The following is a 22,150-nucleotide window of genomic DNA, read 5'->3' as shown; positions in this document are numbered from 1 at the left end:
GAAGTCAATCACCACCGGGGTGACGGTGTCAATGCAAGAGACGCCGCATCAGCCGGCCCCGGTCGAATCGCCGTCTATAATCTCCACGTCGCCATCGCGACGGGGATCTGGTGCCCCGGTGAGGGTCCTGGCCTCATAGTCGATCTCCAAGGCCTGAACGCTGCCGAATACCGCGTCGTTGCGGGTAGTGACCTGAATCTCCCAGCCCTGGTCCTCAGCCAGTTGCGTCACCTCGGCAGCAGGTTCCGTTTCCAAGGCCAAGGTTGAGCCCTGCAGACTGTGTCGCGGTCCGGTAACCGCCTGCTCAAGGCTGGCTCCGCTCAACGTCCACGGCAACACTGTGGAGGCCAAAATATTCGGGATCTGATGTCCCCCGGGGAACCAATGCCCAACACCGGCCGCCCTTGATCATCCAGGAGTAACACCGGTGCAGACCAACTGACCGACTTCCGTCCAGGCGCGGGCTGATTCTGCTCAGTGTCGAGTGCCGCGAACCGGTTAAGCTGATCGTTGAGAAAGAACCCGGCCACATACTCAGACTGATCCCCTCCCCAAAAACTGGTCAGGGTCTGCGTCATCGAAACCGTCATCCCACTGTCATCCACCACGGTGATGTGGGTGGTATTACCGGCTTGCACTGCTTCGGTCTGACGTTGATCGAGCTCAGCCTCGGCCGGCTGGAGCGAGGCCGCCCGTCGTTCAGCGCGAGCTGGTGTTCTTCGGCCTGGCCGCCACGGTCATCGGCCTGGGTACCGCGACCGCGTTGATGCACCTCTTCGGTCCTGTGGGCTCCGAGGCCGGTTGGGATCAGCTACGTACCGCGCAGGGGCACTCCGAAATGCCGTTATGGTTGCTCTCCAGCATCGGGATCGCAGCGGTTATTCTCGGTGTTTGTCTGCTAACCCAGCATTACCTGAAACGGTGGGTCCCGGCCCTGGTATCGGCCGGACGTCTCGCCTTTACCGTCTATTTGACCCACTTGATCATTCTGGCCCTGGTCATCCGTCCCGCCCCGGAGAACTTAGCCCAGGGATATCTGGTCACCATCGGCCTGTCAGCAACCCTCGTGCTAGCCGCCCACGGCTGGTGGGTGAGGTTCGGCACTGGTCCGGCCGAACGCCTGCTGTCCTGGCCACCCCGGCTACGGACCAACCCCTGATCGAGGTCCGCCCGCCCTATGACGTCAGATCGGGTAGTGCGGCCTCAGCGGCCTCAATGTCCTCGATGACTTTCTGGGCCCGACGACCGACGGTATACACATCGGTTTGCCCCCGTCGGAACATCGCAGCCGCCTGGGCCACCGCCGCCAAATCATTAGCAGCCCGTGAAATCCACCGGTGCAGATCCTGAAATTCTCCGGGCACATCAAGGCTCTGCTGATCGGGGCTGGCCCGGCGCGCGGCCACACACAATGCCCGCACCCTGGGCAACAGATCGGCCAAAATATTGCCGGCGTTAATCAACCCGTTGCGTTCTTCAGCCGAGACGAAACCCTGGACGTTGCGGGCGTATTCCTCATCCGGGTCCACGATCTGCCAATAGCGTTGCAGCGAGCGATGAAACCGGTCGTGGGCCTGACGCCACAAATGGTGACCCAACTCCCGGTCATCGCGACGTTGTTGGCGACGACGCGCAAAGGGACCCAGCTTCATCGCCTCAGCTACTTTCGGTCTCGGTGTTCTTCTGTACTGTTTCGTCTGAGCTGGTATCTTACGCCTCGGGCATCCGTAACACGATCTTGCCCTGTCGCTCAGCGTCACCAAACCGGTCGAAGGCCGCTGCGACATCCGTGAGATCAAACACCTCCGGTTCGGAGACACAGATCCGACCGTCTGCGATCAACGGCCAGAGGTGAGCCTGTACTCCTGCGAGCACCTCGGCTTTTTCCTCAGCGGTCCGTGAGCGCAACCGGGTTCCGGTAAACCAGGCCTGTTTGGCCATCAGTCGCATCACATTCAGTGTTCCTTTGGCTCCGCCCTGGGTGCCAATGGTAACAACCCGACCGCCACTAGCCACCGCTTTGACGTGGTCCTCCACATAGGCCCCGCCCACGGTATCCAGGATAACGTCGGCACCGTGGCCGTCGGTCAGCTCCATTACCCGATCGACAAAACTCTCGCTCCGGTAGTTAATGGCCTCGGCACCCATCTGTTGCACGGCCTGGCACTTGGACTCGCTTCCGGCGGTGGCGATCGGGCGCAACCCCAGGCCGAGCCCGGCACGGATCGCAAACTCACCGATCCCTCCGGTACCGCCGTGGATCAGCACAACGTCGCCTGGCTGAGCCCCACCCTGCATCCACACATTGGCCCACACCGTGGCCGCGACCTCAACGAGTCCGGCCGTCTGGGTCATGGACGTATTCTCGGGTAAGGGCAACAGCTGGCGGGCATCCACCGCCACGTATTCGGCGTAACCGCCCCCGGCCAGTAGGGCGCACACCGGCGTACCGAAGTCCCAGTGACCGGCCTGGGCACCAACGGCTTCAATGGTGCCGGCCACTTCCAGTCCGGGAATCTCGCTAGCACCTTCCGGAGGGGGGTAGTTACCGGCCCGCTGGTGGATATCGGCCTGGTTCATCCCGGCGGCAGCAACTTTGATTAATACCTCCCTCGCACCGTATTCCGGGACGGACTCCTCGACAACTTTCACCTCACAGGGGTGGTCGACCGAGGGCTGATCGTGTCCTGCGGGGGTGTAAAACCGTGCTGCAAACATACCTTCATTGTCTCAGACCTGTGCTGGATATAACACCGCAGATGCTCATCGCCCTACCCTTGCTGGGTGGTTCGTCTCGTCGCGAGGGTCATGGTCGCGTCATCTGAAGGTGCCGATCGGGATCAAGACCTGTATGATAGTGCGGTCAGGACGGTTGGCCGAGCGGCCGAAGGCGCTGGTCTTGAAAACCAGTAGGCGGTAACCCCGTCTCGTGGGTTCAAATCCCACACCGTCCGCTGTCAGTGGTCTGTTAACTCACGCGTGATGAGTCAGACAGACCGCAACGCACGGCCCCTCGACACATCAGGCTACGTCGCTTCGCAGTCTGGACGTCGAGGGGCCGCTTCTGTGAGCGGTTCTGTGGATCGAACTAGCCGTTCAGTCGGGTGGTTTCCTGCCCGAAGCTGTCCAGCACGCTGGCGTTTTCAATGGTTGATGGCGTGTTGTATTCCTTGCCCTCGACAATGTCACGCATTGTCCGGCGCAGGATCTTGCCCGAACGGGTTTTGGGCAACGCGGAGACGATCTCAACATCTCGGAATGCTGCCACCGCGCCAAAGTCTGACCGAACTTTGGCGATCAGCTCTTCGGCCAGTTGATCCTGAGAAATCTCGGCACCATCTGCCAAGACAACGTAGGCTACCGGTTTCTGACCTTTGAGCTCATCGGCCACCCCGATCACGGCACATTCGGCCACCGCGTCATGTTCTGCCACCAGACCTTCCAAAGTCCCGGTCGACAGCCGGTGTCCGGCCACGTTAATCACATCGTCCGACCGGCCCAGGACGAAAATGTAACCATCCTCATCGATAAACCCGGTGTCCCCGGTGAGATAGTATCCCGGAAACGTTTCCAGATACGAGCGCTTAAATCGATCTTCCTCGTTCCAAAGTCCGATCAACGCCCCGGGTGGCAACGGAAGCTTGATGACGATATTGCCTTCCATCCCCTCAGCCACGGGTTCTCCGGCTGCATCCACGATAGAGACTTGGAATCCGGGCATCGGCACCGTCGGGGAGCCGGGCTTGAATGGGAGCTTTTCCAGGCCACGGGGGTTGGCCGCCACCGGCCATCCGGTTTCGGTCTGCCACCAGTGATCGACCACCGGCTTGCCAGTGATCTCGACAATCCAGTGGTAGGTGGCCTCATCGAGTCGCTCCCCAACCGAGAACACGTTCTCCAGACGAGACAGATCGTATTTCTTCACTTCCTCACCGCGCGGATCTTCTTTCCGGATCGCGCGGAATGCTGTGGGAGCCGCGTAGAGCATCTTCGCTCCGTATTCTTCCGCGACCCGCCAGAAAGCTCCAGCGTCCGGGGTGCCCACCGGTTTCCCCTCGTAGAGCACGGTGGATGCCCCGGTGATCAGGGGTCCGTAAATAATATGCGAGTGCCCCACCACCCAGCCGATATCGGAGGCCACAAATGCCACCTCACCGGCATGCAGGTCGTAGATACGAGGCATCGACCACTCCAACGCGGTGGCGTATCCACCTTGGTCACGCATGACAGCTTTGGGCTTCGAGGTGGTACCCGAGGTGTGAAGCAGGTACAGCGGGTCACAGGAGGCCACCGGCACGGCCTCCGCGGCGCTAGCCGTGGCGACTGTCTCGTCCCAGTCCAACCATGATGGATCAAAGTCTCGGGCCTCTTCGTCGAACTGGGGCCGTTTTTTGACAATCACATACTCCGGTTGATGCTCTCCAGATTCGATGGCGGCCTTGATCGGTGGCAAGTACGGGATCTGTTTCGTGCGCTCGATCCCACCAGACGCCGTGAGCACCACCTTCGGTTGAGTATCGTCCATTCGTGTGGTGATCTCTTTGGCAGCAAAACCGCCGAAGGTCACCACATGGATCGCTCCCAAGCGGGCACAAGCCAGCATCGCCACCGCCGCCTCGGGAATCATTGGCATATAGATCAACACTCGGTCACCCCGGGTCACGCCGAGATCCTGCAGAGCTCCAGCGGTTTGGGCGACCTCCTCCAGCAACTCCTGGTAGGTCACGGCTCGCTTATCCCCGGTGACCGCCGAATCGTAGTAGATCGCGATTCGATCACCGTGACCGGCAGCAACGTGCCGGTCTAGGGCTTGAACCGTAATGTTGATTTCGCCATCAGGAAACCACCGCCAGTGGAACTCATCGGGTTGCTCGACTGCGACGCTGGGAGCCTTCTCCCACTGAAGCGACGCTGCGTTCTCCAACCAAAACTGCTCTGGATGGTCTGTGGCGTAGCGGTAGACATCCTGATAGGTCTGATTCGTCGTAACCTGCTGGTTCATCACATCATCTCCATGATTGTCGTTGTGATGGTGTCAATGCCTTCCTTGAGAGACAACATACAGCAGGAGTGATCTGAAGCACAATTGCTAGACTGGGGTCAGTCACGGACCGTCGCTTCATCTGGCTGTTTTGAAGATCGAGCCCCGGGTTAGCTATGCTAAGAGAGTTGTGCCTACCTCAGGGCGCATCTGGAGGCGTGCCAGAGCGGCCGAATGGACTTCACTGCTAATGAAGGGTCCGGGTTAAACCGGACCGGGGGTTCAAATCCCCCCGCCTCCGCGTATAACCCCGGGAACCGTCGAGTTTCCGGGGTTTTTCGTTGCAAATAAAGGGAAGTAGCGGAATTGGACCCAATCGTGTTGGTGTCATTTATGCCCCCAAAACGTCAGGTGATACGACAAAACTAGGATCACCGCGGTATCACAACCCACGCTTGACAGTGGCCGGTGGCACAGTAGGCCCTAGAATCCCCGCGTGGCACATGAGACTATGGTGATATGAGTCAACAACTTGAATTCAACGGTCATTTGGCTCGGGCTGCTCGGGCCATTGCAGGTGTCAACCCCATGTACGTCGCGCAGGAAGCGGGACTATCTCGCCAACAGCTCCGCGACTTCGAAAAGGGTGTGGGCGAACTTTCCGAGGCCGAATCCCACCAGCTCAAAACAACGTTGGAGAATCTCGGGGCCCGATTCATCACCGAGGATGCCCACGGTGGTCAGGGGGTGCGCGCCAAATTCCCCCGGAGCAAAGTGACCCAGGTGGAAAACTGGGAAGGTGAAGGCGGACCGGTCGGCGAGGACGACGCTTAGAGGCCTAGGCGTCGTCTTGGGGATTATTATCCTGTTGCGACAAGATCTGCATCAGGTCCATCGCTTCGGGCACCGTGAGCATGGTGTGCTCTGACAGGGTTTGGGCTGCCTCGTCAATGCGGTGATCACGCACCATCGCCCGTAACTGATCTCGTAGCCACGGTGGGAGGTCCTCACTCGAGAGTTGCACGGTGCCGTTATCGCGCATGACTTCGACCTGGAAACCACGAGGCTCCGGGGTGCTGAAATCTTCGTTTTCCCACTCGACGGGAACCGTGAGGTCGGTCAGTTCCTGTTCTCCGTCCTCCGTTGCCGGGGACTGCTCCGAGCCAGCCTGATCAGCCGATGTAGCACCATCGGAGTCATCCGGTACTGAGCGGTCTGTCGGGGTCAGATCGTCCTGGTCGCGCTGGTCGTCCCGATCGTTTAGAGGAGTATTCTCAACACTGTCACGTGCCATGTGGGGCGTGTCCGGTTCCGAGGACGACACGGCCTCGTCGATGCTGATCCATTCCTGTGGGTAGGACGCCAGGGCCTGCACATCCAGCATCGCATCCATCGAGGACACACCGGTCGCCTCACGGTACCGCATGGCGGCCTCCCGCATCTTACCGACGGCAATCAGCCGATAAACCTGGCGGTGGTCTTCTTCATCCAACCGCGTGGAGGCTTGCGCTGCGGTGATCGGTGAAATCCGTTCGGACAATCCACCACCGCGTCGCTGAGACCCGCCACCGGTCCCCGAGGAGGACCGAGACGGCTTGGAGGAGCCGTTATTTTTCTTCGCCACAGCGGCTACCCCGCGATACCCCAGGGCAACAAGAACAGCAACACCAAGGATGATGAGCACGGGGATCAGGTATTCCATGGGGACAATTCTACGGTCCCCTAGCGCATTCTGTCGCCCTGATGTGGTCACATGACCTACCCGCGACGATGGCGGATCCCCCGGGTGATGACAACGGCTACCACCAGCAACGCCGCGGTGAGGGTCAACACGATGGTCATCATCACGGTGCCCGGCCAACCGTGGGCATCCAACAACACTCCGCCGAGCCATCCGAAAAGACTCGATCCAGCGTAATAGCAGAGATTGTACAGCGCCGTGGATTGTGCCCGGCCGGCCACCGCGGCCGCACCCGCCCAGCCGGAGGCCACTGAGTGGGCGGCGAAAAACGCTCCGGTGAAAATGATCAGCCCCCACAAGATCGCCCACACATTGGGGACTAGTGTCAGCGCCACCGAGATCACCATGGCTGCCGAAACCGCTAGCAGCACCGTCGCTGGCCCGTAACGGGTGGCCAAACGCCCGGCCATCGGAGAGGTGACTATCCCCATCACGTAGGCCCAGAAGATCACGGAGACCACCGCAGCGGGCAAGAAAAAAGGTTCGGTCATCAGGTGGTATCCCAGGAAGTTGTAGATCGCAACGAACCCGCCCATCAGCAACATGCCCTGCAGATAGGTGACGATCAATTGCGGGGATTTCAGATTGCCGGTGATCGCCACCAACGCGTGTTTGATGCTGTGCCCGGAGGGTGTGAACCCTCTGGCATCGGGGCTGAGCAATAAGAATCCGATCCCTGAGATGCCGGCGATCACCACGACGATGAGCATCCCGACTCGCCACCCGGCCCAGTCGCCGATCGGCGTGGCGATCACCCGGCCGATAAGTCCGCCGATCACGGTGCCTGCGATGTAGGTTCCGGCAGCTTGGCCGGCATACTTGCGATCAACTTCCTCATTCAAATAGGCCATCGCCAGGGCCGGGACCCCGCCGAGACTGATGCCTTCCAGGAGCCGGAACACCAGCATGAGGTTGAACGACGGCGCAACCACCGAGGCAACGGCGAAGATCAAGGCCGCCATCAGCGCGATGGCCATGGCTTTTTTGCGTCCCAGACGATCACCAACGAAAGACCACGGGATCACCGCCAGCGCCAGCCCGGCGGTGGCCATCGAGATCAACAGTGCGGCTTGATCGGCGCTGATCTGCACATCCGCCGAGATCAGTGGTAGTAGCCCTTGGGGTGAGTACAATTGGGCGAACGTGGCGATCCCGGCTAACAAGAGGCCCGCCAATAACCGGCGGTATCCGGCGGTCTGAGGCACGTGCCCGTGCCACGCCCGGGTGGCTGTGTGCTGATCATCCACGATTCTCACCCACAGTCTGTCTCGCCTCCTGACCGGTCTGTTCGTCTCATTCGGTGGGTCCGGTACGCTGCCCAGCTGGTCGGTAACTGGAGTGCACCGTCATTCTCAGCCCGGCCTGTGGCCGAGCGCCCGGGGTTGGGAACTCCAGCGTCTGCCGAGGCTCGGCACAATCGGCACTGACTGACTAGAGTGTCTGATGTGAGTTCTCAAACACCAGATGTCGTTGACCTATCCGAATCGTTTAAAGCCTACGATGTGCGTGGCATTGTCGGGTCCACCATCACCGATGACTCCGTGCGGGCGGTGGGAGCCGCTTTCGTGGATGTGCTCGAGCTGGCCGGTGCCACTGTGCTCGTCGGTGGCGATATGCGCGCCTCCTCACCGGAATTCATGCAGGCCTTCGCCGACGGCGCGCGATCCCGCGGGGCCAATGTCACCAGCCTGGGGCTGATTTCCACCGACATGCTCTACCACGCCACGGGAGTATTGAATGCTCCGGGCGTGATGTTCACCGCCAGTCACAATCCGTCCTCCTATAACGGGATGAAGATGGCACGTGCCGGGGCCAGCCCGATCTCGGCCGACACCGGGCTGGCCGAGATTCAACAGCTAGCCCAGCGCTACCTGAACGAGGGCGGGATTCCTGCGGTGGAAAACCCCGGCGAGTACTCCGATACCGAGACGTTGACTGACTACGCCACGTTTTTGCGCTCCCTGGTGGATCTGTCTCAAATTCGTCCGCTGAAGATCGTGGTGGATGCCGGTAATGGTATGGCTGGCAAGACCACCCCGGCGGTGCTGGGTGATGAGCTTCTCGAGGCGCTACCGATCGAGATCGATCCGCTGTACTTCACCCTGGATGGTACTTTCCCGAATCACCCGGCCAACCCGCTGGAGCCGGAGAACCTCAAGGATGTGCAAGCACGTGTGCGCGAAACCGGCGCCGATCTGGGACTGGCCTTCGACGGTGACGCCGACCGGTGCTTCGTGGTCGATGAGAACGGTGACCCCGTCTCGCCCTCGGCAATCACCGCGATCGTGGCTCAGCGTGAAATTCAGCGTGCTCAGGCAGAGGGTGAACAGACCCCGGTGATTATTCACAACCTGATCACTTCCCAGGCGGTCCCGGAGCTGGTGACCGCCAGCGGTGGACGACCGGTGCGCACCCGAGTGGGGCACTCCTTCATCAAGGCGGTCATGGCCGAGGAGAATGCTGTCTTCGGTGGTGAGCACTCGGCCCACTACTACTTCCGGGACTTCTTCAACGCCGACACCGGCATGTTGGCGGCCATGCACGTGCTGGCCGTGCTGGGTAGCACCGAACGGGCCATGTCCGACGTGGCCGAAGAATTCAACCCCTACATCGCCTCCGGCGAGATCAACTCCGAGGTTGCCGATAAGGAGGCGGCCACCGCGCGGGTGCTGGAGGCCTTCCAGACCGACTCTGCCGATAACGACCTCACGGTTGACCGGCTCGACGGGGTGACGGTGGCCTCCCAGTCCGGTGGCTGGTGGTTCAACGTTCGGCCTTCGAACACCGAGCCCTTGCTACGGTACAACGGTGAGGCCCAGGACGAATCCGTGATGGCTGAGGTTCGTGATCGGGCCTTGGCCGCCATTCGCGATCAGTAATCCGGTCGGGTTCTTTATTCCGCCAGCGCCAAGGCGGATCACGAATCCCCGATCGGGTTTATCGAATCCCATCCCCAGGGCCGAGGTGGCCACCAGGGCGGTCAGCTCGTTGTTGATGAGTTGCTCTTCCAGCAGCCGTCGCTGTGCCTGCTCGGCGAGGTTCCGGTCGAGCCCCGCCGATACGTGCTGGCCGTTGTGCGGATCCTCAGTGCCCTGGGTCATCGCACCGGCCTCATCATGCTGACATCATGCTGATAGAGCACCAGCCGGGCGATCAGGAAGAAAGCACCTCCCCGATACCCCGGAGCCACCACTGCCCCGTCATCGTGCTGAAATGTGCACGGTCACGGGGCAACGGTGACAGTCGGTGCTGACCGCCGTGTTCGAGGGTCAGGTGGAGTTATGCCTGCAGATCCGCCTTGAGCTGGTCGAGTCGCTCGCGCATGGCCTGTGGCAGGCTGTCGCCGAATTTGTCGAACCATTCCTCGATCAGTTCGACCTCGGCCTTCCATTCATCGCGGTCGACGTGCAACGCAGCATCAATTTGGCCCTGGGACACATCCAGGCCGGTCAGATCCAGCGAATCGCGGGTCGGGACGTGACCGATCGGTGTTTCGATCGCCTCGGCTTCGCCCTGCAGTCGCTGGACGATCCACTTCAGCACGCGAGAATTTTCGCCGAACCCGGGCCAGGCGAAATCGCCGTCGGCGGTGCGACGGAACCAGTTGACCAAGAAGATCTTGGGCAATTTCTCGGTGCCGATCTGATCTTCCATATCGAGCCAGTGCTGTACATAGTCACCGGCAGCGTATCCGATGAACGGCAACATCGCCATTGGGTCCCGACGTACCTCGCCGACCTGGCCTTCCGCCGCGGCGGTGCGCGCTGAGGACAGGGTGGCACCCTTGAAAACGCCGTCGGTCCAGCTGGTGGCTTCGGTGACCAGTGGTACCGTGGTCTTCCGGCGTCCACCAAACAGGATCGCGTCCAGCGGCACGCCATTGGGCTCGTTGTACTCCGGGGCCAGCATATCGGTCTGGGTGATCGGGGTGCAGAACCGCGAGTTGGGGTGGGCAGCTGGGGTATCGGAGTCCGGAGTCCAGTCCTGACCCCGCCAGTCGATCAAATGCTCCGGGGGGTCTTCGGTGAGACCTTCCCACCACACGCCCCCTTCATCGGTTAGGGCGACGTTGGTGAAGATACTGTTGCCCTTGGAGATTGCCCGCATCGCGTTGGGGTTGGTGGACCAACCGGTGCCGGGAGCGACACCGAAGAAGCCGAACTCGGGATTGACTACCCGCAGAGTGCCCTCCGCGTCCGGGCGGATCCAGGCAATGTCGTCACCCAGGGTCTCGGCCTTCCACCCTTTCACGGTCGGGTCGATCAGCGCGAGGTTGGTCTTACCGCACGCCGAGGGGAAGGCGCCGGTAATGTACCGGACATCGCCCTGCGGGCTGGTGAGCTTCAACACCAACATGTGCTCGGCCAGCCATCCCTCGTCGCGAGCCATGGCTGAGGCGATACGTAGCGAGTAGCACTTCTTGCCCAACAGAGCATTTCCGCCGTATCCGGAACCGTAGGAGACAATTTCGCGGCTCTCGGGGAAATGCACGATCCACTTCGTGTCATTACACGGCCAGGCGACATCCTCTTCGCCCTCTTCCAGCGGGGCACCCACCGAGTGCAGGGCAGGGACGAAGAAGGCTTCGGTCTCAGTCAGCCGGTCCAGCACATCCTGGCCAATCCGGGCCATGATCCGCATCGAGAGCACCACGTAGGGCGAGTCGGTGATCTCGACACCGAACTTGGGGTCATCGGCGTCCAAGTGCCCCATCACGAAGGGGATCACGTACATGGTGCGCCCACGCATTGAGCCGGCGAAGGCGTCGTTAAGGATGGCACGCATTTCCCGAGGATCCATCCAATTATTGGTGAATCCGGCGTCGGCTTTCTTTTCGGAGCAGATAAAGGTCCGCCCCTCCACTCGGGCCACGTCACTGGGGTCCGAGAATGCCGCATAGGAATTGGGGAACTGAGGATCGGTCAGCTTGGTCAACGTTCCGGCCTCAACCAGTTCCGCCGCGAGCCGATCATACTCCTCTTGCGATCCGTCCACCCAATAGATGGAGTCCGGCTGAGTACGCCCGGCGACCTCCTTGACCCAATCCAGCAGGTCACGGTAGGTCGTGGGCGCATTCTCCTCCAGTGCGGAGAGATCATTCGAGGCAACATGAGCAACCATGTGGGTCCTTAGAGTCTAGGGTCTCGGTTTAAACGGAGTCAGCACGCTCATCCACCCGATGCTGGGAGCTACCTCAGCCCACCAATCGGATCATCGCCACTAACACGCCGTTGTATCAGCACGTGATGAGTTCAGTGTTACTCCTGTGGCCAGTCTATCAGCGCCCCAGCGGAATTTCCCTCTTATTCATATCGGCCCCTTAGACGTCGCTGAGGTGTCGCTTGAGATCGTTGCGCGTCGAGACCTGAGGTGCGTGTTCACGCGGGTTTTGCCTCAATTTGGCATTCAGTTCTGATCCGCGTATAGTATTCAACGGTCATGATGACCCAGCGCCCTTAGCTCAGCTGGATAGAGCGTCTGTCTACGGAACAGAAGGTCAGGGGTTCGAATCCCTTAGGGCGCGCTTTTTTATGTCCGAGATCACATCCGCTCTGGTGTGGGTTTTCAGTTTTTGGAGCATTCCCCTTTGGGTATTCGGCCCGATCTGCGGACTTTACCAATTACCACCAATTACCGCGGTTGATCAGCCCCGCGGTGCGATGAAATCCACCATGCGCGCATCCCGCCCATCCAGCTCCGCCCAACGCGCTGAGATCTCAAAAACTTGGATGCCCAGCGTGGGGTAATGCTCGGCCATCCGGATCACCGATTGCTCGTCAGAAGCGACCGAGGCCAGTCGCATCCCGAGGTCTTGTACCCACGGCATATGTCCCACCACACACAGTGTGCGCACAGATTCTTCGGTTTCATTGATCACCGATAGCGCCTGGGCCGCGGTGGCCTCATAAAGCCGTGGATCCAACGCCGGAGTCACCGCCTGCTCGCCGAGCTCGGAGAGAACCCAGGTGGTGGTCTGTCGGGTGCGTACCGCATCCGAGGTGATGATCTGATCGGGGATCAGCCCCCGAGTCAGAAGCCACTTCCCCGCTTCCGGGGCGTCTTGAGCTCCGGTGGCTGATAAAGTGCGTTCATGGTCAGCCACCCCCAGACCGTGTTCGGCTTGAGCGTGCCGGATGATCACTAATGTTTTCTGCTGATCGTTACCTCGCACAGTCATCACGGCATACCCTCACTGCTATCGTGGCCACCCGATCTAAATGGAATATTCCGGAGCAGCCCAGACCACCACTTCGGGGTGCTCGTAGAAGCGGTACCCCTGACCGCGCACCGTACGTACCGTGCCGGAGAGACGTCCCAGCTTGGAGCGCAAGCGGCGGATATGCACATCAATGGTGCGTTCATTGGGGACCTCATCGCTTTCATCCCACAGCGCGTGCAACAGCTCGTCACGATTCACCGTGCGGGATCCGTTGTCGATCAGGTAATTCAACAACTCGAACTCTTTGAAAGTCAGATTCAACGGCTCACCGTCCAGCAACACTTCGCGGCGGGCCAGGTCGATCAAGACACCGGGCTGACGTGTCGAGACGGGAGCTGGTGGCTGGGCCAAGTCAGGACGAACCCCGGCATTCATCGTCGGATCGCCCAGCACCTGCCGGACCACCTCGAGGTCATCACCGGCAGCTCCGGCCGGGGCAACGGCCACAGCTGCGTGAGTATCCGCCCCGGGAACCAGCGATTCCACGTAGTGGCGCAATTCATTGGCCAGCCTGGTCAGCGAGGTACCAGCCGCCGAGGCCAGTCCTTCATCCATGCCAACGTAGATCACGAATCCACGCGCTTCAGTTTCCTGCGCCACCGGCTGTAGACCCGGGTGGGCCTCGTCACGAGCCATCATGGTCGAGGGCTCACGCACCTGCCCGTCCGCGCGGGCATGATCAGATTGCATCGCCTCAGACTCAGCACGCCGAGAAGTATGATGCGCTTGCTCCTGGACCATCCGAGCCCGTTCGGCTCGACGGCGAGCATTGCGGACGGAAATGTGAACGTATCCTTGGGCTGAGCTGGACATAGAATGCAATTCCTTACACAGACTCTGCGACACTACGCTGTCCCCGATCCATCGCATTCCCATCGTGCGATTCATCCGGCGAGACGAGCGTCGCCTCGACAATGTTCTATCCCCTTAGATTCCCCCGTAACATTCCCGTAACGCAAGTACACGGCCCACCCATATCCCACATACTGAAATTATCAGCCCTGAATATGAGAAAAATCACTCGTAATATAGCGATGCATTCCTTTTGGACCCAAGAAATCCCTGTATAGGATTACTCCGCCGTACCGTAGAGCCGGTCGCCGGCATCACCGAGGCCTGGAGAAATATAGGCCTGTTCGGTCAACCTATCGTCGAGTGCTGCCACAAAAAGATCGATGTCCATCTGGTGGTATGCCTCGTCGACCTTCTTCAACCCTTCCGGAGCGGCCACCAAGCAAATGCAGGTCACCCGCCGAACTTTGCGTTCGTGCAGGAAACGGATAGCCTCCACCAGCGTTCCCCCGGTGGCCAGCATCGGGTCGAGAACGAAACAGTGGCGTCCGGCCAGATCCCCGGGGAGTCGTTCGGCATAGGTGATGATATCCAAAGTTTCGTCATTGCGTTGCATCCCCAAGAAACCGACCTCAGCGGTCGGAGTCATCGTCATCATGCCTTCCAACATGCCCAGACCGGCCCGCAAGATCGGGACCACCAACGGACGGGGTGCGGCCAGACGGGCGCCTGTGGTCGCGGCAACCGGCGTGTTGATCTCGACATCTTCCACGGGTAGGTCGCGGGTGGCTTCATATCCCAGCAACGTCACCAGTTCGCTGGTGAGCTGACGGAAAATATGTGACGGCGTATTCTCATCGCGCAGCGCGGTGAGTTTATGGGCAATCAAGGGATGATCAACAACGTGGAATCGCATGCTCCAAACTCTACTCAACCCGACTGGATTTCCTGAGAACGGGCCCACGGCTAAGCTGTGATACGTGACCGAAACAGGAGCCTGTGATCCTCCCTGCGGGCCCGGCCCATTGCCGGACCGCGCCCAGCTCGAAACATGGATGCAAACTGCCATGGCTCTCGGAGAAACAGCCACCCGCGCCGGCGACGTTCCCATCGGAGCCCTTGTCGTCAACCACACCGGCACTGTCATTGGCCAGGGCTACAACCGTCGCGAAGTATCTGGCGATCCCACCGCCCACGCTGAGATGCTGGCCATCCGCCAGGCCGCCTCGGCTGATTGGCGTCTGGAAAACTCCACGTTGATCGTCACGCTCGAGCCGTGTGCAATGTGCGCTGGGGCAATTGTGGCCGCCCGGATCCCCCGCGTGATCTTTGGCGCCTGGGAACCCAAGACCGGCGCCTGTGGATCAATTTTGGATGTTCTGCGGGAGCCACGATTCAATCACCAGGTCGAAGTCATCGCAGGCATCATGGCCGAGGAATCCGCTACTCTATTGCGCACCTTCTTCCGCGCGCGCCGCTAAGCACATCGACTCAATTGGAGAGTGCGCGCAATGTCGGCTATGCTATGTGGGTCAAGTTTCCTCCGGGAAACTTCAGGTAGCGTGTCCGAGCGGCCGAAGGTGCGACACTCGAAATGTCGTGTACGGTAACCCCGTACCGAGGGTTCAAATCCCTCCGCTACCGCCGAGTTAAGGTCCCACGACATAGTTCTGGCTATGTTGTGGGACTCTTTTATGCACTTTTATGCACCTCGGGGTCCTGGTCGGCTACTGTGTCAGGTTATGACGCTGTTCACCGTGAGTTTTTTCCATTATTGAGACCACCTGTCTCCAATGCGTCACTATCATCATTCTGATCAATAATGTTCTGCATCACTGACAAACGCACTCACTCTTCACCACAACGACAAGGGGCCGAATTTATGAGCACCAAACCGCTGGTCGAAACCACGGGGATCGAGGTTATCGCCCCCGAGCAACGCACCGCTAAACCCGCCGACCTTTTTAAACCCTGGTTTGCCGCCAATATTTCGGTCTTCGGCATGAGCTACGGTGCCTGGGTTTTGGACTTCGGCATTTCGTTCTGGCAGGCCTTCGTTGTGTCGATCATCGGTATTGTCGTCTCGTTCTTACTCTGTGGCCTGATCGCGATCGCCGGGAAACGTGGCTCTGCCCCCACGATGGTGCTCTCACGGGCAGCCTTCGGCGTCCACGGCCAAAAAGTTCCCGGCCTGATATCCTGGCTGACCTCCATCGGGTGGGAAACGTTCTTGGCCATCTCTGCGGTGCTGGCCACCAGTGCGGTGTTCAGCACCATGGGTTGGGGGGATGGCACCGGGATTCAAGTGATCGCGGCTCTTTTTGTCTCCGCTGTCATCGTCGCCGCCTCGGTGGCCGGTTACCACACGATCATGAAGCTCCAGGGATTTTTGACCTGGTTTACCGGCGTGGTCACCATCGTCTACCTCATCCTGGTGATCCCCCAGATCGACTTCGCTGCGGTGTTGTCCACCCCGCCGGGAAGCTTGCAACAGACTATCGGCGCCATGGTGATGGTCATGACCGGATTCGGCCTGGGGTGGATCAATATCGCCGCCGACTGGTCGCGCTATCAGCCCCGTTCCGCCTCTAACGCTGCGATTGTCTTCTGGAATACCCTCGGTGGTGCCGCGGCTCCGATCATCCTGGTCACCATCGGACTGTTACTGGCCGGCTCCGACCCTGTCCTGGTCGATGGAGTCGCCGAAGACCCGGTGGGCACGCTGACACTGCTACTGCCTACCTGGGCGATCATCCCGTTTTGGCTGACTGCACTGCTGGCACTAGTCTCCGGGGCGGTGCTGGGCATCTACTCCTCCGGGCTGACCCTGCTCAGCCTAGGTATTCGAATCCCCCGCCCGGCGGCAGCCGGCATCGATGGGCTGATCCTGACCGTGGGGACCATCTGGGTGGTGTTCTTCGCCGAAGACTTCCTCGGCCCATTCCAGTCCTTCCTGATCACCCTCGGTGTACCCCTGGCTGCCTGGGCCGGCATCCTCATCGCAGATATCCTCACCCGGCGCGTGGACTATCACGAGCCCTCCCTATTCAACCCCCGCGGTCTTTATGGTTCCTGGGACCTGATTTCCCTGGTGACTTTCGTCATCAGCTCGATCATCGGCTGGGGACTGGTGATCAACCAATTCGCCGCCGAGGCGCCGTGGAACAACTGGCAGGGCTATTTCCTGGGGCCTCTGGGCGGAAAAGACGGCGACTGGGCCTACTCCAACCTTGGTGTGATTGTTGCACTGGTGCTCAGCTTCGTCGTCACCTTCCTCGCACGTCGTCCGATCGTTCGCGCCCAAGAAGCTCGCGCTCGTACACTCCAGCAACAAGCCGACCAACACGACGGGGAGCCCCACCCCAATCTCTCGGCGTAGCACTCCCCGAAGGTCGTGAGACTGCACGAGACCCCCTCACGAGGCCACGCTGGTCTCAATTAGACCTGGCGACGGTGGCGCATCAGCACCCACCCCAGTCCGATCGACAGCGCTGCCAAACCGAGCGCTCCCAACGTGATTGTCGCACCGCTTGCCGCCAAGGTTCCCTCGTTGTCTTCAGTTGCCTGGGGGTCCTCAGCTGAGGTGTCGCCTTCGGTATCCTGAGCTTGGTCCTCACCGGCATCTTGGCCAGAATCCTCGCCAGATTCCTTGTCAGAGCCGGCCTGGTCATCGGTGTCAGTGTCGTCACCGTCGGTGTCGTCACCATCGGTGTCGCGACCGGGCTCTTCACTCGGTTCTTCGGTCTGATCCTCGCTCGGTTCATCAGACGACTCACCGTCACCAGGCCCATCAGTCGGCCCCTCCTGAGCAGCTTCAACGGTCAGCGTGAAGGTGATCTCATCAGCGGAGTCACCAGACTCATTCTGAGCCCGCACCGAGACCTCGAAGCTTCCCTCTTCGGTCGGAGTTCCTTCAATCGCGCCGGTCTCAGCGTTGTAGGACACGCCCTCAGGCAAGCCATCAACGGTGACATCCAGTTCAGCATCGGCCGGCTCGACCGAAACGGCGATCGGGTCGATCTCTTCGTTGACGGTCACCGTCTGATCAGCGATCTCGGCGATACTCACCTGCAGGTTTTCTGGTTCCGGCTCAATGACGAACCGCACCGACTGGGTGTCTTCACCAGCTTCACCAGTAGCCGTCACGGTAGCGGTGAAGGTTCCCGCCTCAGTCGGAGTTCCCGAAATGACGCCGGTTTCACCGTCATAGCTCAGACCACTCGGCAGACCGGAGATCGTGACCGTCTCCGCGTTGTGCGTTACGACCTGAACATCCTCAATGGGCTCGTTGACCGTACCGTGAACGTCGGAGATCGGGTCCACACGCACCGGTGCCTGTGACTCAGACTCGTCAGCTTCACCCACGCGCACCTCGTCGGTCCGTAGCATGGTGCTGCGCGCGCTCAGGGAGATAGGCACGGTGTACTGGTCCGACTCAGGAATGTAATTCCGTGGGATCGAGGTGTCGTAGCTGGGCGCGTCGAAGGAGTCCAAGGTCGGCGAGTAGGTGTTGATCGTGACCTCGCTGTCGTCCACATCGAACTGCAACAGGCGCATGAACCCGGTCCGGCGTTCTCCGTCAACCTCATAGTTCTGGTAGTCGGCCAGCATTTCGAAGCTGGGTGCACCAGGACCGTTGTGGTTCACGTTCCAGGCGGTACCGTGATAGTGACCCGACAGCACCATCACGACGTTCTCGTTGGGCTCGACGACCTCATCGCGAATGTAGAACCCCTCACCCCCCAGGAACCCGTGGAAGCCATATGGCGCGATCCCCGAGATGGAACCGTCATCGTTATTCGAAGCCTGCAGGTAGGCGTGGGTGAACAGTAACCCATCGCGATCGGGGAAGGACTGGAAGATCTCACTGGCCCACTGCCGCATCTCGCGACTGTGACCGTACGGCAGGTGCACGGCAACGAAATCCTGTCCCGCAGCCGAGAACAGGTCGTAGTGCGCCGCGTTGTCGCCTTCGGCCCAGGGGCCACCGTATTCGGCGTTGTCCCAAGTCTCCGAGAGCGCCTCGTAGCGCTCCGGCCCGAAGAACTCGTTGTACAGCGAGTTATCTTCCCGGCCCCACTTATTATCGTGGTTACCGGGCAAAATACCGTTCGGGACCCCGCCATCATCCAGGATCTGCTGCATCTGCGAGGCAAAACCGAACTCCTTGCGAGCGTGCTCGGCGGAGTGGTTGAGGTTCATGTAGTTTTCGATGATGTCACCGGTGTGACCGGTGTAGGCAATCTTGCGATCCTCAGCGTTGTCCACGATCCACTCAACCTGGTCGCGGTAGACCTGACCGAAGCGCTGGGCTACTTCCGGATCCTCAGACACCGCCCCCTCAGCGAGGAACTGCGTGTCGGTGATGTGGGCAATCGAAAAATCATAGGTGCTGGGATCGCGGAAGCCACCCAAAGCCGGGGCGTCGGTGGGGTTCCACTCGGTGGAACCGGTCATGTGTGGGTCCTCGCCGACCACGGCCACGTAGGCCTGTCCCTGGTCGTTGAAGGCCTGAGCGCGTAGCAACGCATTGAGCTCGGTGTTCTCGGGGGCCTGCCCCTGCTCATCGGCGGCCAGCTCCCACTCGCCTGCCTGCTGATCCCAGACCATCAGCTGGACTTTCCGGCTGGGGTCCACCACGGCGGTGACGGTGATGATCTGGCCGGCCCGAGCATTGTCGACCTGGTAGATCTGGTACGGCTGTCGCCCCGGGCCCTCAGAGTTGGTATCCAGCGTCTGCTCGTCCAGCTGCGCTACCTCGCTGGGTGCCTGCTCGTAGGACTGTTCGGTGGGGTTGACCAGCTCTTCGTCAAAGGTGCCCGAGGTAACGCTGAACTGCACCTCTTCCTGCTCGTCCTGATCAGTCTGGCCCTGCTGATCAAGTGCCTGGGGACTATCGGTCGGCTGTTCCTGGTTGGTTGCCACGGCTGGAGTGAGGGCGATATTGGTGATGGTAGAGGTTGCTACCAGTGCACCGGCTGCGGTGGCTGCACACGTAGCGCGCAATGCCAGGCCGGCAAGTGACAGGGTTCGTGGTTGATCTGCAGGGTGTGGTGATGGTGAAAAGCGCATAGTCCCTAGGGTAAAACCACCCGTCATACCGGAAGATGGCCCGAACGTTAACGTTGCGAGAATTCTTCACGAGCAGGTGACAAATGCCCGCTCGCACGGTGTCCGTCGCGCGAAAACGACGACGGACACCAGCTCGGCCCCGGAACCCGCCACAACAGCAGATCCCGGGGCCGAACAGCGCTGTCACCGCACATTAGGACAGGTGACGCTCCTGGGGACCGTTGTATTCCGACAGCGGGCGAATCAGCGAGTTATTGGCACGCTGTTCCATGATGTGGGCGGTCCAACCGGTCAACCGGGCAGCGATGAACAGCGGGGTGAACATCTCGATATCGAAGCCCATCAGGTAGTAGGTAGGCCCCGCCGGGTAGTCCAGGTTGGGTTTGATATCTTTGGCCTCCGACATGGCGGTTTCCAGCCCGTCGTACAGGCCCATCAGCTCTCCACGACCGTAATAGTCGACCATGGCATCCAGGGCCTGTTTCATAGTCGGCACGCGCGAGTCGCCGTTCTTGTACACCCGGTGGCCGAAGCCCATGACCTTCTTCTTGTCGGCCAGGGCCTGTTCCATCCAGCTCTTGGCCCGCGCGGCGGCCTCTTCGCGGGATTCCTCGGTACGGATGCCGATCTCCTCGAAGGTGTGCATCACGGCCTCGTTCGCCCCACCGTGGAGCGATCCCTTCAGAGCCCCGATGGCACCGGTGATCGCTGAGTGCATATCGGCCAGGGTGGAGGTGATCACCCGCGCGGTGAAGGTGGAGGCATTGAAGGAGTGCTCGGCGTAGAGGATCATCGACACTCGGAACGCATCCACGACCTCGGGGGCGGGCTCTTCGCCAAAGGTCGTCCACAAGAAGTTCTCGGCATAGTTGAGATCATCGCGGGGCTCGATGATCTCCTGACCACGCCGGCGACGCTGATCGTAGGCCACCACGGCCGGGAACGCCACGAAGATCTCTTGAGCCTTGGCCAGCTCGGTCTCCGGGGAGGAGTCTTCCGAGCGATCGTCGCGGGCACCCAAAACGGAGACGGCGGTCCTGCCAACATCCATCGGATGGCAGTCGGTGGGCAACAGGTCAATGGCTTCTTTGACCGCTGGGTCCAAGGCCCGATTGGCGCGTTCGAATTCGGTGAAGGCAGCCAGTTCTTCCTCGGTGGGAAGCTCGCCCGTCCACAGCAACAGTGCTACTTCTTCAAAGGACTTCTCTGCGGCCAACTCCTGGACCGGGTACCCGCGGTAGAGCAGGGAATTAGTCTCAGCGTTGACCTTGGAGATGGCGGTGTAGTCTGCGACAACTCCGGCCAGTCCTTTCTTGATCTCGGTGTTCTCACTCATGGTTGAGAGTATTCCTTCCACATCTAGTTCCCTCCGCGACCAGGGGTCTAGAGGTTCTCAGCGTTCTGTTCAATGTCCAACCCGGGCACCTGGAAGTTGAAAATTCCGGTGTCGAAGGTGTTGTAGGCCTCGTAGTCCACCAGCTCGTATAGCCTGGCGCGGGTGAGCATCTGGTCCACGGCGGCTTGCTGCGTCCCCGAGGAAGCAATCTCATCCAACACCCGTTCGGCGGCTCCCATGGCTGAGCGTAGCAGTGTGACCGGGTAGATCACCACTGCGATACCAGCATCAGCCAGCTGCTGGCGGGTGAATAGCTCGGACTTACCGAACTCGGTCATATTGGCCAGCACCGGGACATCCACGGCCTGGCAGACCTGCTCGAATTCGCTCAGGTCCTTCATCGCCTCCGGGAAGATCGCATCCGCTCCGGCATCGACCAGTGCCTTGGCCCGATCAATGGCGGTGTTCAGGCCTTCCACGGCCCGAATGTCGGTGCGGGCCATGATCAGGAAGTTCTCATCGATCCGGGCATCTGCCGCAGCAGCAATGCGTTTGATCATGGTCTCGGTGTCGACTACGTTCTTACCATCTAGGTGTCCGCACCGCTTCGGGTTGAACTGGTCCTCGATGTGGGCCCCGGCCAGGCCGTTCAGCTCCAACATTTGCACCGTGCGAGCCACGTTCATCGGCTCGCCAAATCCGGTGTCAGCATCCACGATGGTCGGCAGGTCAGTCATCCGGGCGATCTGCCCGGCGCGGGTAGCCACCTCAGATAGGGTCGTCAGCCCGATATCGGGTAGCCCCAGGTCATTGGCCAGCACCGCGCCGGAGACGTAGACGCCATCGAAATTCTTTTCGGAGATCAGCTTGGCGCTGAGCGGGTTGAATGCTCCGGGAAACTGCACGGCAGCCCCGGGTTTGAGAATCTCCCGCAGGTGTTGACGTTTCGCTTCGGGGGCGACGGTGGAGTACAACATAGCGTGTCATCCTCTCCTTACGACATACATC

At 60.4% G+C, this 22,150-nt stretch carries 18 protein-coding genes, 4 tRNA genes and 1 pseudogene; 9 read left to right on the top strand and 14 right to left on the bottom strand.

Annotation, left to right across the window (positions count from 1 at the left end; all coding sequences use genetic code 11):
- Positions 1–48: 48 nt before the first annotated feature.
- Positions 49–650 (bottom strand): annotated as a pseudogene (locus tag QDX22_RS10960) (gamma-glutamyltransferase); the annotation flags it as partial.
- Between the two features lie 62 nt (positions 651–712).
- Between QDX22_RS10960 and QDX22_RS10955 the strand changes: the two are divergent.
- Positions 713–1,159 (top strand): DUF418 domain-containing protein, encoded by a 447-nt coding sequence (locus tag QDX22_RS10955; protein WP_110101191.1) that lies wholly within the window; start codon positions 713–715, stop codon positions 1,157–1,159.
- Between the two features lie 16 nt (positions 1,160–1,175).
- Here the strand turns inward: QDX22_RS10955 and QDX22_RS10950 are convergent, their stop codons facing one another.
- Positions 1,176–1,652, bottom strand: coding sequence for a hypothetical protein (locus QDX22_RS10950; RefSeq protein WP_183145620.1), 477 nt, complete (start codon positions 1,650–1,652; stop codon positions 1,176–1,178).
- A 58-nt stretch (positions 1,653–1,710) separates the two neighbouring features.
- Positions 1,711–2,718, bottom strand: coding sequence for an NAD(P)H-quinone oxidoreductase (locus QDX22_RS10945; protein ID WP_110101192.1), 1,008 nt, complete (start codon positions 2,716–2,718; stop codon positions 1,711–1,713).
- Between the two features lie 148 nt (positions 2,719–2,866).
- Between QDX22_RS10945 and QDX22_RS10940 the strand changes: the two genes are divergently transcribed.
- Positions 2,867–2,954: transfer RNA gene (locus tag QDX22_RS10940), tRNA-Ser, on the top strand.
- A 134-nt stretch (positions 2,955–3,088) separates the two neighbouring features.
- Here the strand turns inward: QDX22_RS10940 and QDX22_RS10935 are convergent.
- Positions 3,089–5,002, bottom strand: a complete 1,914-nt coding sequence (locus QDX22_RS10935) for an AMP-binding protein (RefSeq protein WP_110101193.1) — start codon at positions 5,000–5,002, stop codon at positions 3,089–3,091.
- A gap of 191 nt (positions 5,003–5,193) precedes the next feature.
- Here QDX22_RS10935 and QDX22_RS10930 point away from each other — a divergent pair.
- Positions 5,194–5,282: transfer RNA gene (locus QDX22_RS10930), tRNA-Ser, on the top strand.
- A gap of 218 nt (positions 5,283–5,500) precedes the next feature.
- Positions 5,501–5,815 (top strand): XRE family transcriptional regulator, encoded by a 315-nt coding sequence (locus QDX22_RS10925; protein ID WP_110101194.1) that lies wholly within the window; start codon positions 5,501–5,503, stop codon positions 5,813–5,815.
- Positions 5,816–5,819: 4 nt separating this feature from the next.
- Here QDX22_RS10925 and QDX22_RS10920 read toward each other — a convergent pair whose 3' ends face one another.
- Together QDX22_RS10920 and QDX22_RS10915 are read right to left on the bottom strand one after the other, a co-directional pair.
- Positions 5,820–6,683, bottom strand: coding sequence for a hypothetical protein (locus tag QDX22_RS10920; RefSeq protein WP_110101195.1), 864 nt, complete (start codon positions 6,681–6,683; stop codon positions 5,820–5,822).
- 56 nt (positions 6,684–6,739) lie between these two features.
- Positions 6,740–7,969 carry an MFS transporter gene (locus QDX22_RS10915; protein WP_233242777.1) on the bottom strand — a complete coding sequence of 410 codons (1,230 nt, stop codon included), beginning with the start codon at positions 7,967–7,969 and terminating at the stop codon, positions 6,740–6,742.
- Between the two features lie 198 nt (positions 7,970–8,167).
- Between QDX22_RS10915 and QDX22_RS10910 the strand changes: the two genes are divergently transcribed.
- Positions 8,168–9,601 (top strand): phosphomannomutase/phosphoglucomutase, encoded by a 1,434-nt coding sequence (locus QDX22_RS10910; protein ID WP_122549325.1) that lies wholly within the window; start codon positions 8,168–8,170, stop codon positions 9,599–9,601.
- Here the strand turns inward: QDX22_RS10910 and QDX22_RS10905 are convergent.
- Together QDX22_RS10905 and QDX22_RS10900 are read right to left on the bottom strand one after the other, a co-directional pair.
- On the bottom strand, positions 9,518–9,823 hold the full coding sequence (locus tag QDX22_RS10905; protein WP_279718198.1) for a hypothetical protein: 306 nt from the start codon (positions 9,821–9,823) through the stop codon (positions 9,518–9,520). The two genes, QDX22_RS10910 and QDX22_RS10905, sit on opposite strands and share 84 nt — an antisense overlap.
- Before the next feature lie 178 nt (positions 9,824–10,001).
- Positions 10,002–11,843, bottom strand: coding sequence for a phosphoenolpyruvate carboxykinase (GTP) (locus QDX22_RS10900; RefSeq protein WP_110101197.1), 1,842 nt, complete (start codon positions 11,841–11,843; stop codon positions 10,002–10,004).
- Between the two features lie 329 nt (positions 11,844–12,172).
- Here QDX22_RS10900 and QDX22_RS10895 point away from each other — a divergent pair.
- Positions 12,173–12,246 (top strand) — tRNA-Arg (locus tag QDX22_RS10895).
- Between the two features lie 120 nt (positions 12,247–12,366).
- On the opposite strand, the gene QDX22_RS10890 is transcribed toward QDX22_RS10895, so the two are convergent.
- From QDX22_RS10890 to upp, 3 genes are all read right to left on the bottom strand, one after another.
- On the bottom strand, positions 12,367–12,900 hold the full coding sequence (locus tag QDX22_RS10890) for a SixA phosphatase family protein (RefSeq protein WP_110101198.1): 534 nt from the start codon (positions 12,898–12,900) through the stop codon (positions 12,367–12,369).
- Positions 12,901–12,936: 36 nt separating this feature from the next.
- The gene (locus tag QDX22_RS10885) at positions 12,937–13,755 is read right to left on the bottom strand and encodes a winged helix-turn-helix domain-containing protein (protein WP_110099872.1); all 819 of its coding nucleotides are present in this window, start codon (positions 13,753–13,755) and stop codon (positions 12,937–12,939) included.
- Positions 13,756–14,014: 259 nt separating this feature from the next.
- Positions 14,015–14,650, bottom strand: coding sequence for a uracil phosphoribosyltransferase (upp, locus tag QDX22_RS10880; protein WP_110101199.1), 636 nt, complete (start codon positions 14,648–14,650; stop codon positions 14,015–14,017).
- A 109-nt stretch (positions 14,651–14,759) separates the two neighbouring features.
- Between upp and tadA the strand changes: the two genes are divergently transcribed.
- The 3 genes from tadA to QDX22_RS10865 all read left to right on the top strand — a co-directional run bounded on the left by tadA (position 14,760) and on the right by QDX22_RS10865 (position 17,113).
- On the top strand, positions 14,760–15,215 hold the full coding sequence (gene tadA, locus QDX22_RS10875; protein WP_279587211.1) for a tRNA adenosine(34) deaminase TadA: 456 nt from the start codon (positions 14,760–14,762) through the stop codon (positions 15,213–15,215).
- Between the two features lie 75 nt (positions 15,216–15,290).
- Positions 15,291–15,378, top strand: a tRNA-Ser gene (locus QDX22_RS10870).
- A 238-nt stretch (positions 15,379–15,616) separates the two neighbouring features.
- Positions 15,617–17,113 (top strand): purine-cytosine permease family protein, encoded by a 1,497-nt coding sequence (locus QDX22_RS10865; protein WP_279717862.1) that lies wholly within the window; start codon positions 15,617–15,619, stop codon positions 17,111–17,113.
- Positions 17,114–17,172: 59 nt separating this feature from the next.
- Here QDX22_RS10865 and QDX22_RS10860 read toward each other — a convergent pair whose 3' ends face one another.
- The 3 genes from QDX22_RS10860 to prpB all read right to left on the bottom strand — a co-directional run bounded on the left by QDX22_RS10860 (position 17,173) and on the right by prpB (position 22,119).
- Positions 17,173–19,806, bottom strand: a complete 2,634-nt coding sequence (locus tag QDX22_RS10860) for a putative Ig domain-containing protein (protein ID WP_166769893.1) — start codon at positions 19,804–19,806, stop codon at positions 17,173–17,175.
- 193 nt (positions 19,807–19,999) lie between these two features.
- Complete coding sequence (locus QDX22_RS10855) at positions 20,000–21,142, bottom strand: bifunctional 2-methylcitrate synthase/citrate synthase (protein WP_122549319.1); 1,143 nt, start codon at positions 21,140–21,142, stop codon at positions 20,000–20,002.
- A gap of 47 nt (positions 21,143–21,189) precedes the next feature.
- Entirely contained in the window at positions 21,190–22,119 is a 930-nt protein-coding gene (gene prpB, locus QDX22_RS10850; protein WP_122549320.1) for a methylisocitrate lyase, read from the bottom strand.
- Positions 22,120–22,150: the final 31 nt, after the last annotated feature.

Source organism: Auritidibacter ignavus, assembly GCF_029853775.1.
GTDB lineage: Bacteria > Actinomycetota > Actinomycetes > Actinomycetales > Micrococcaceae > Auritidibacter > Auritidibacter ignavus.
The sequence above is the reverse complement of the archived record's forward strand: the minus strand, read 5'-3'. Positions and strand labels throughout refer to the sequence as shown.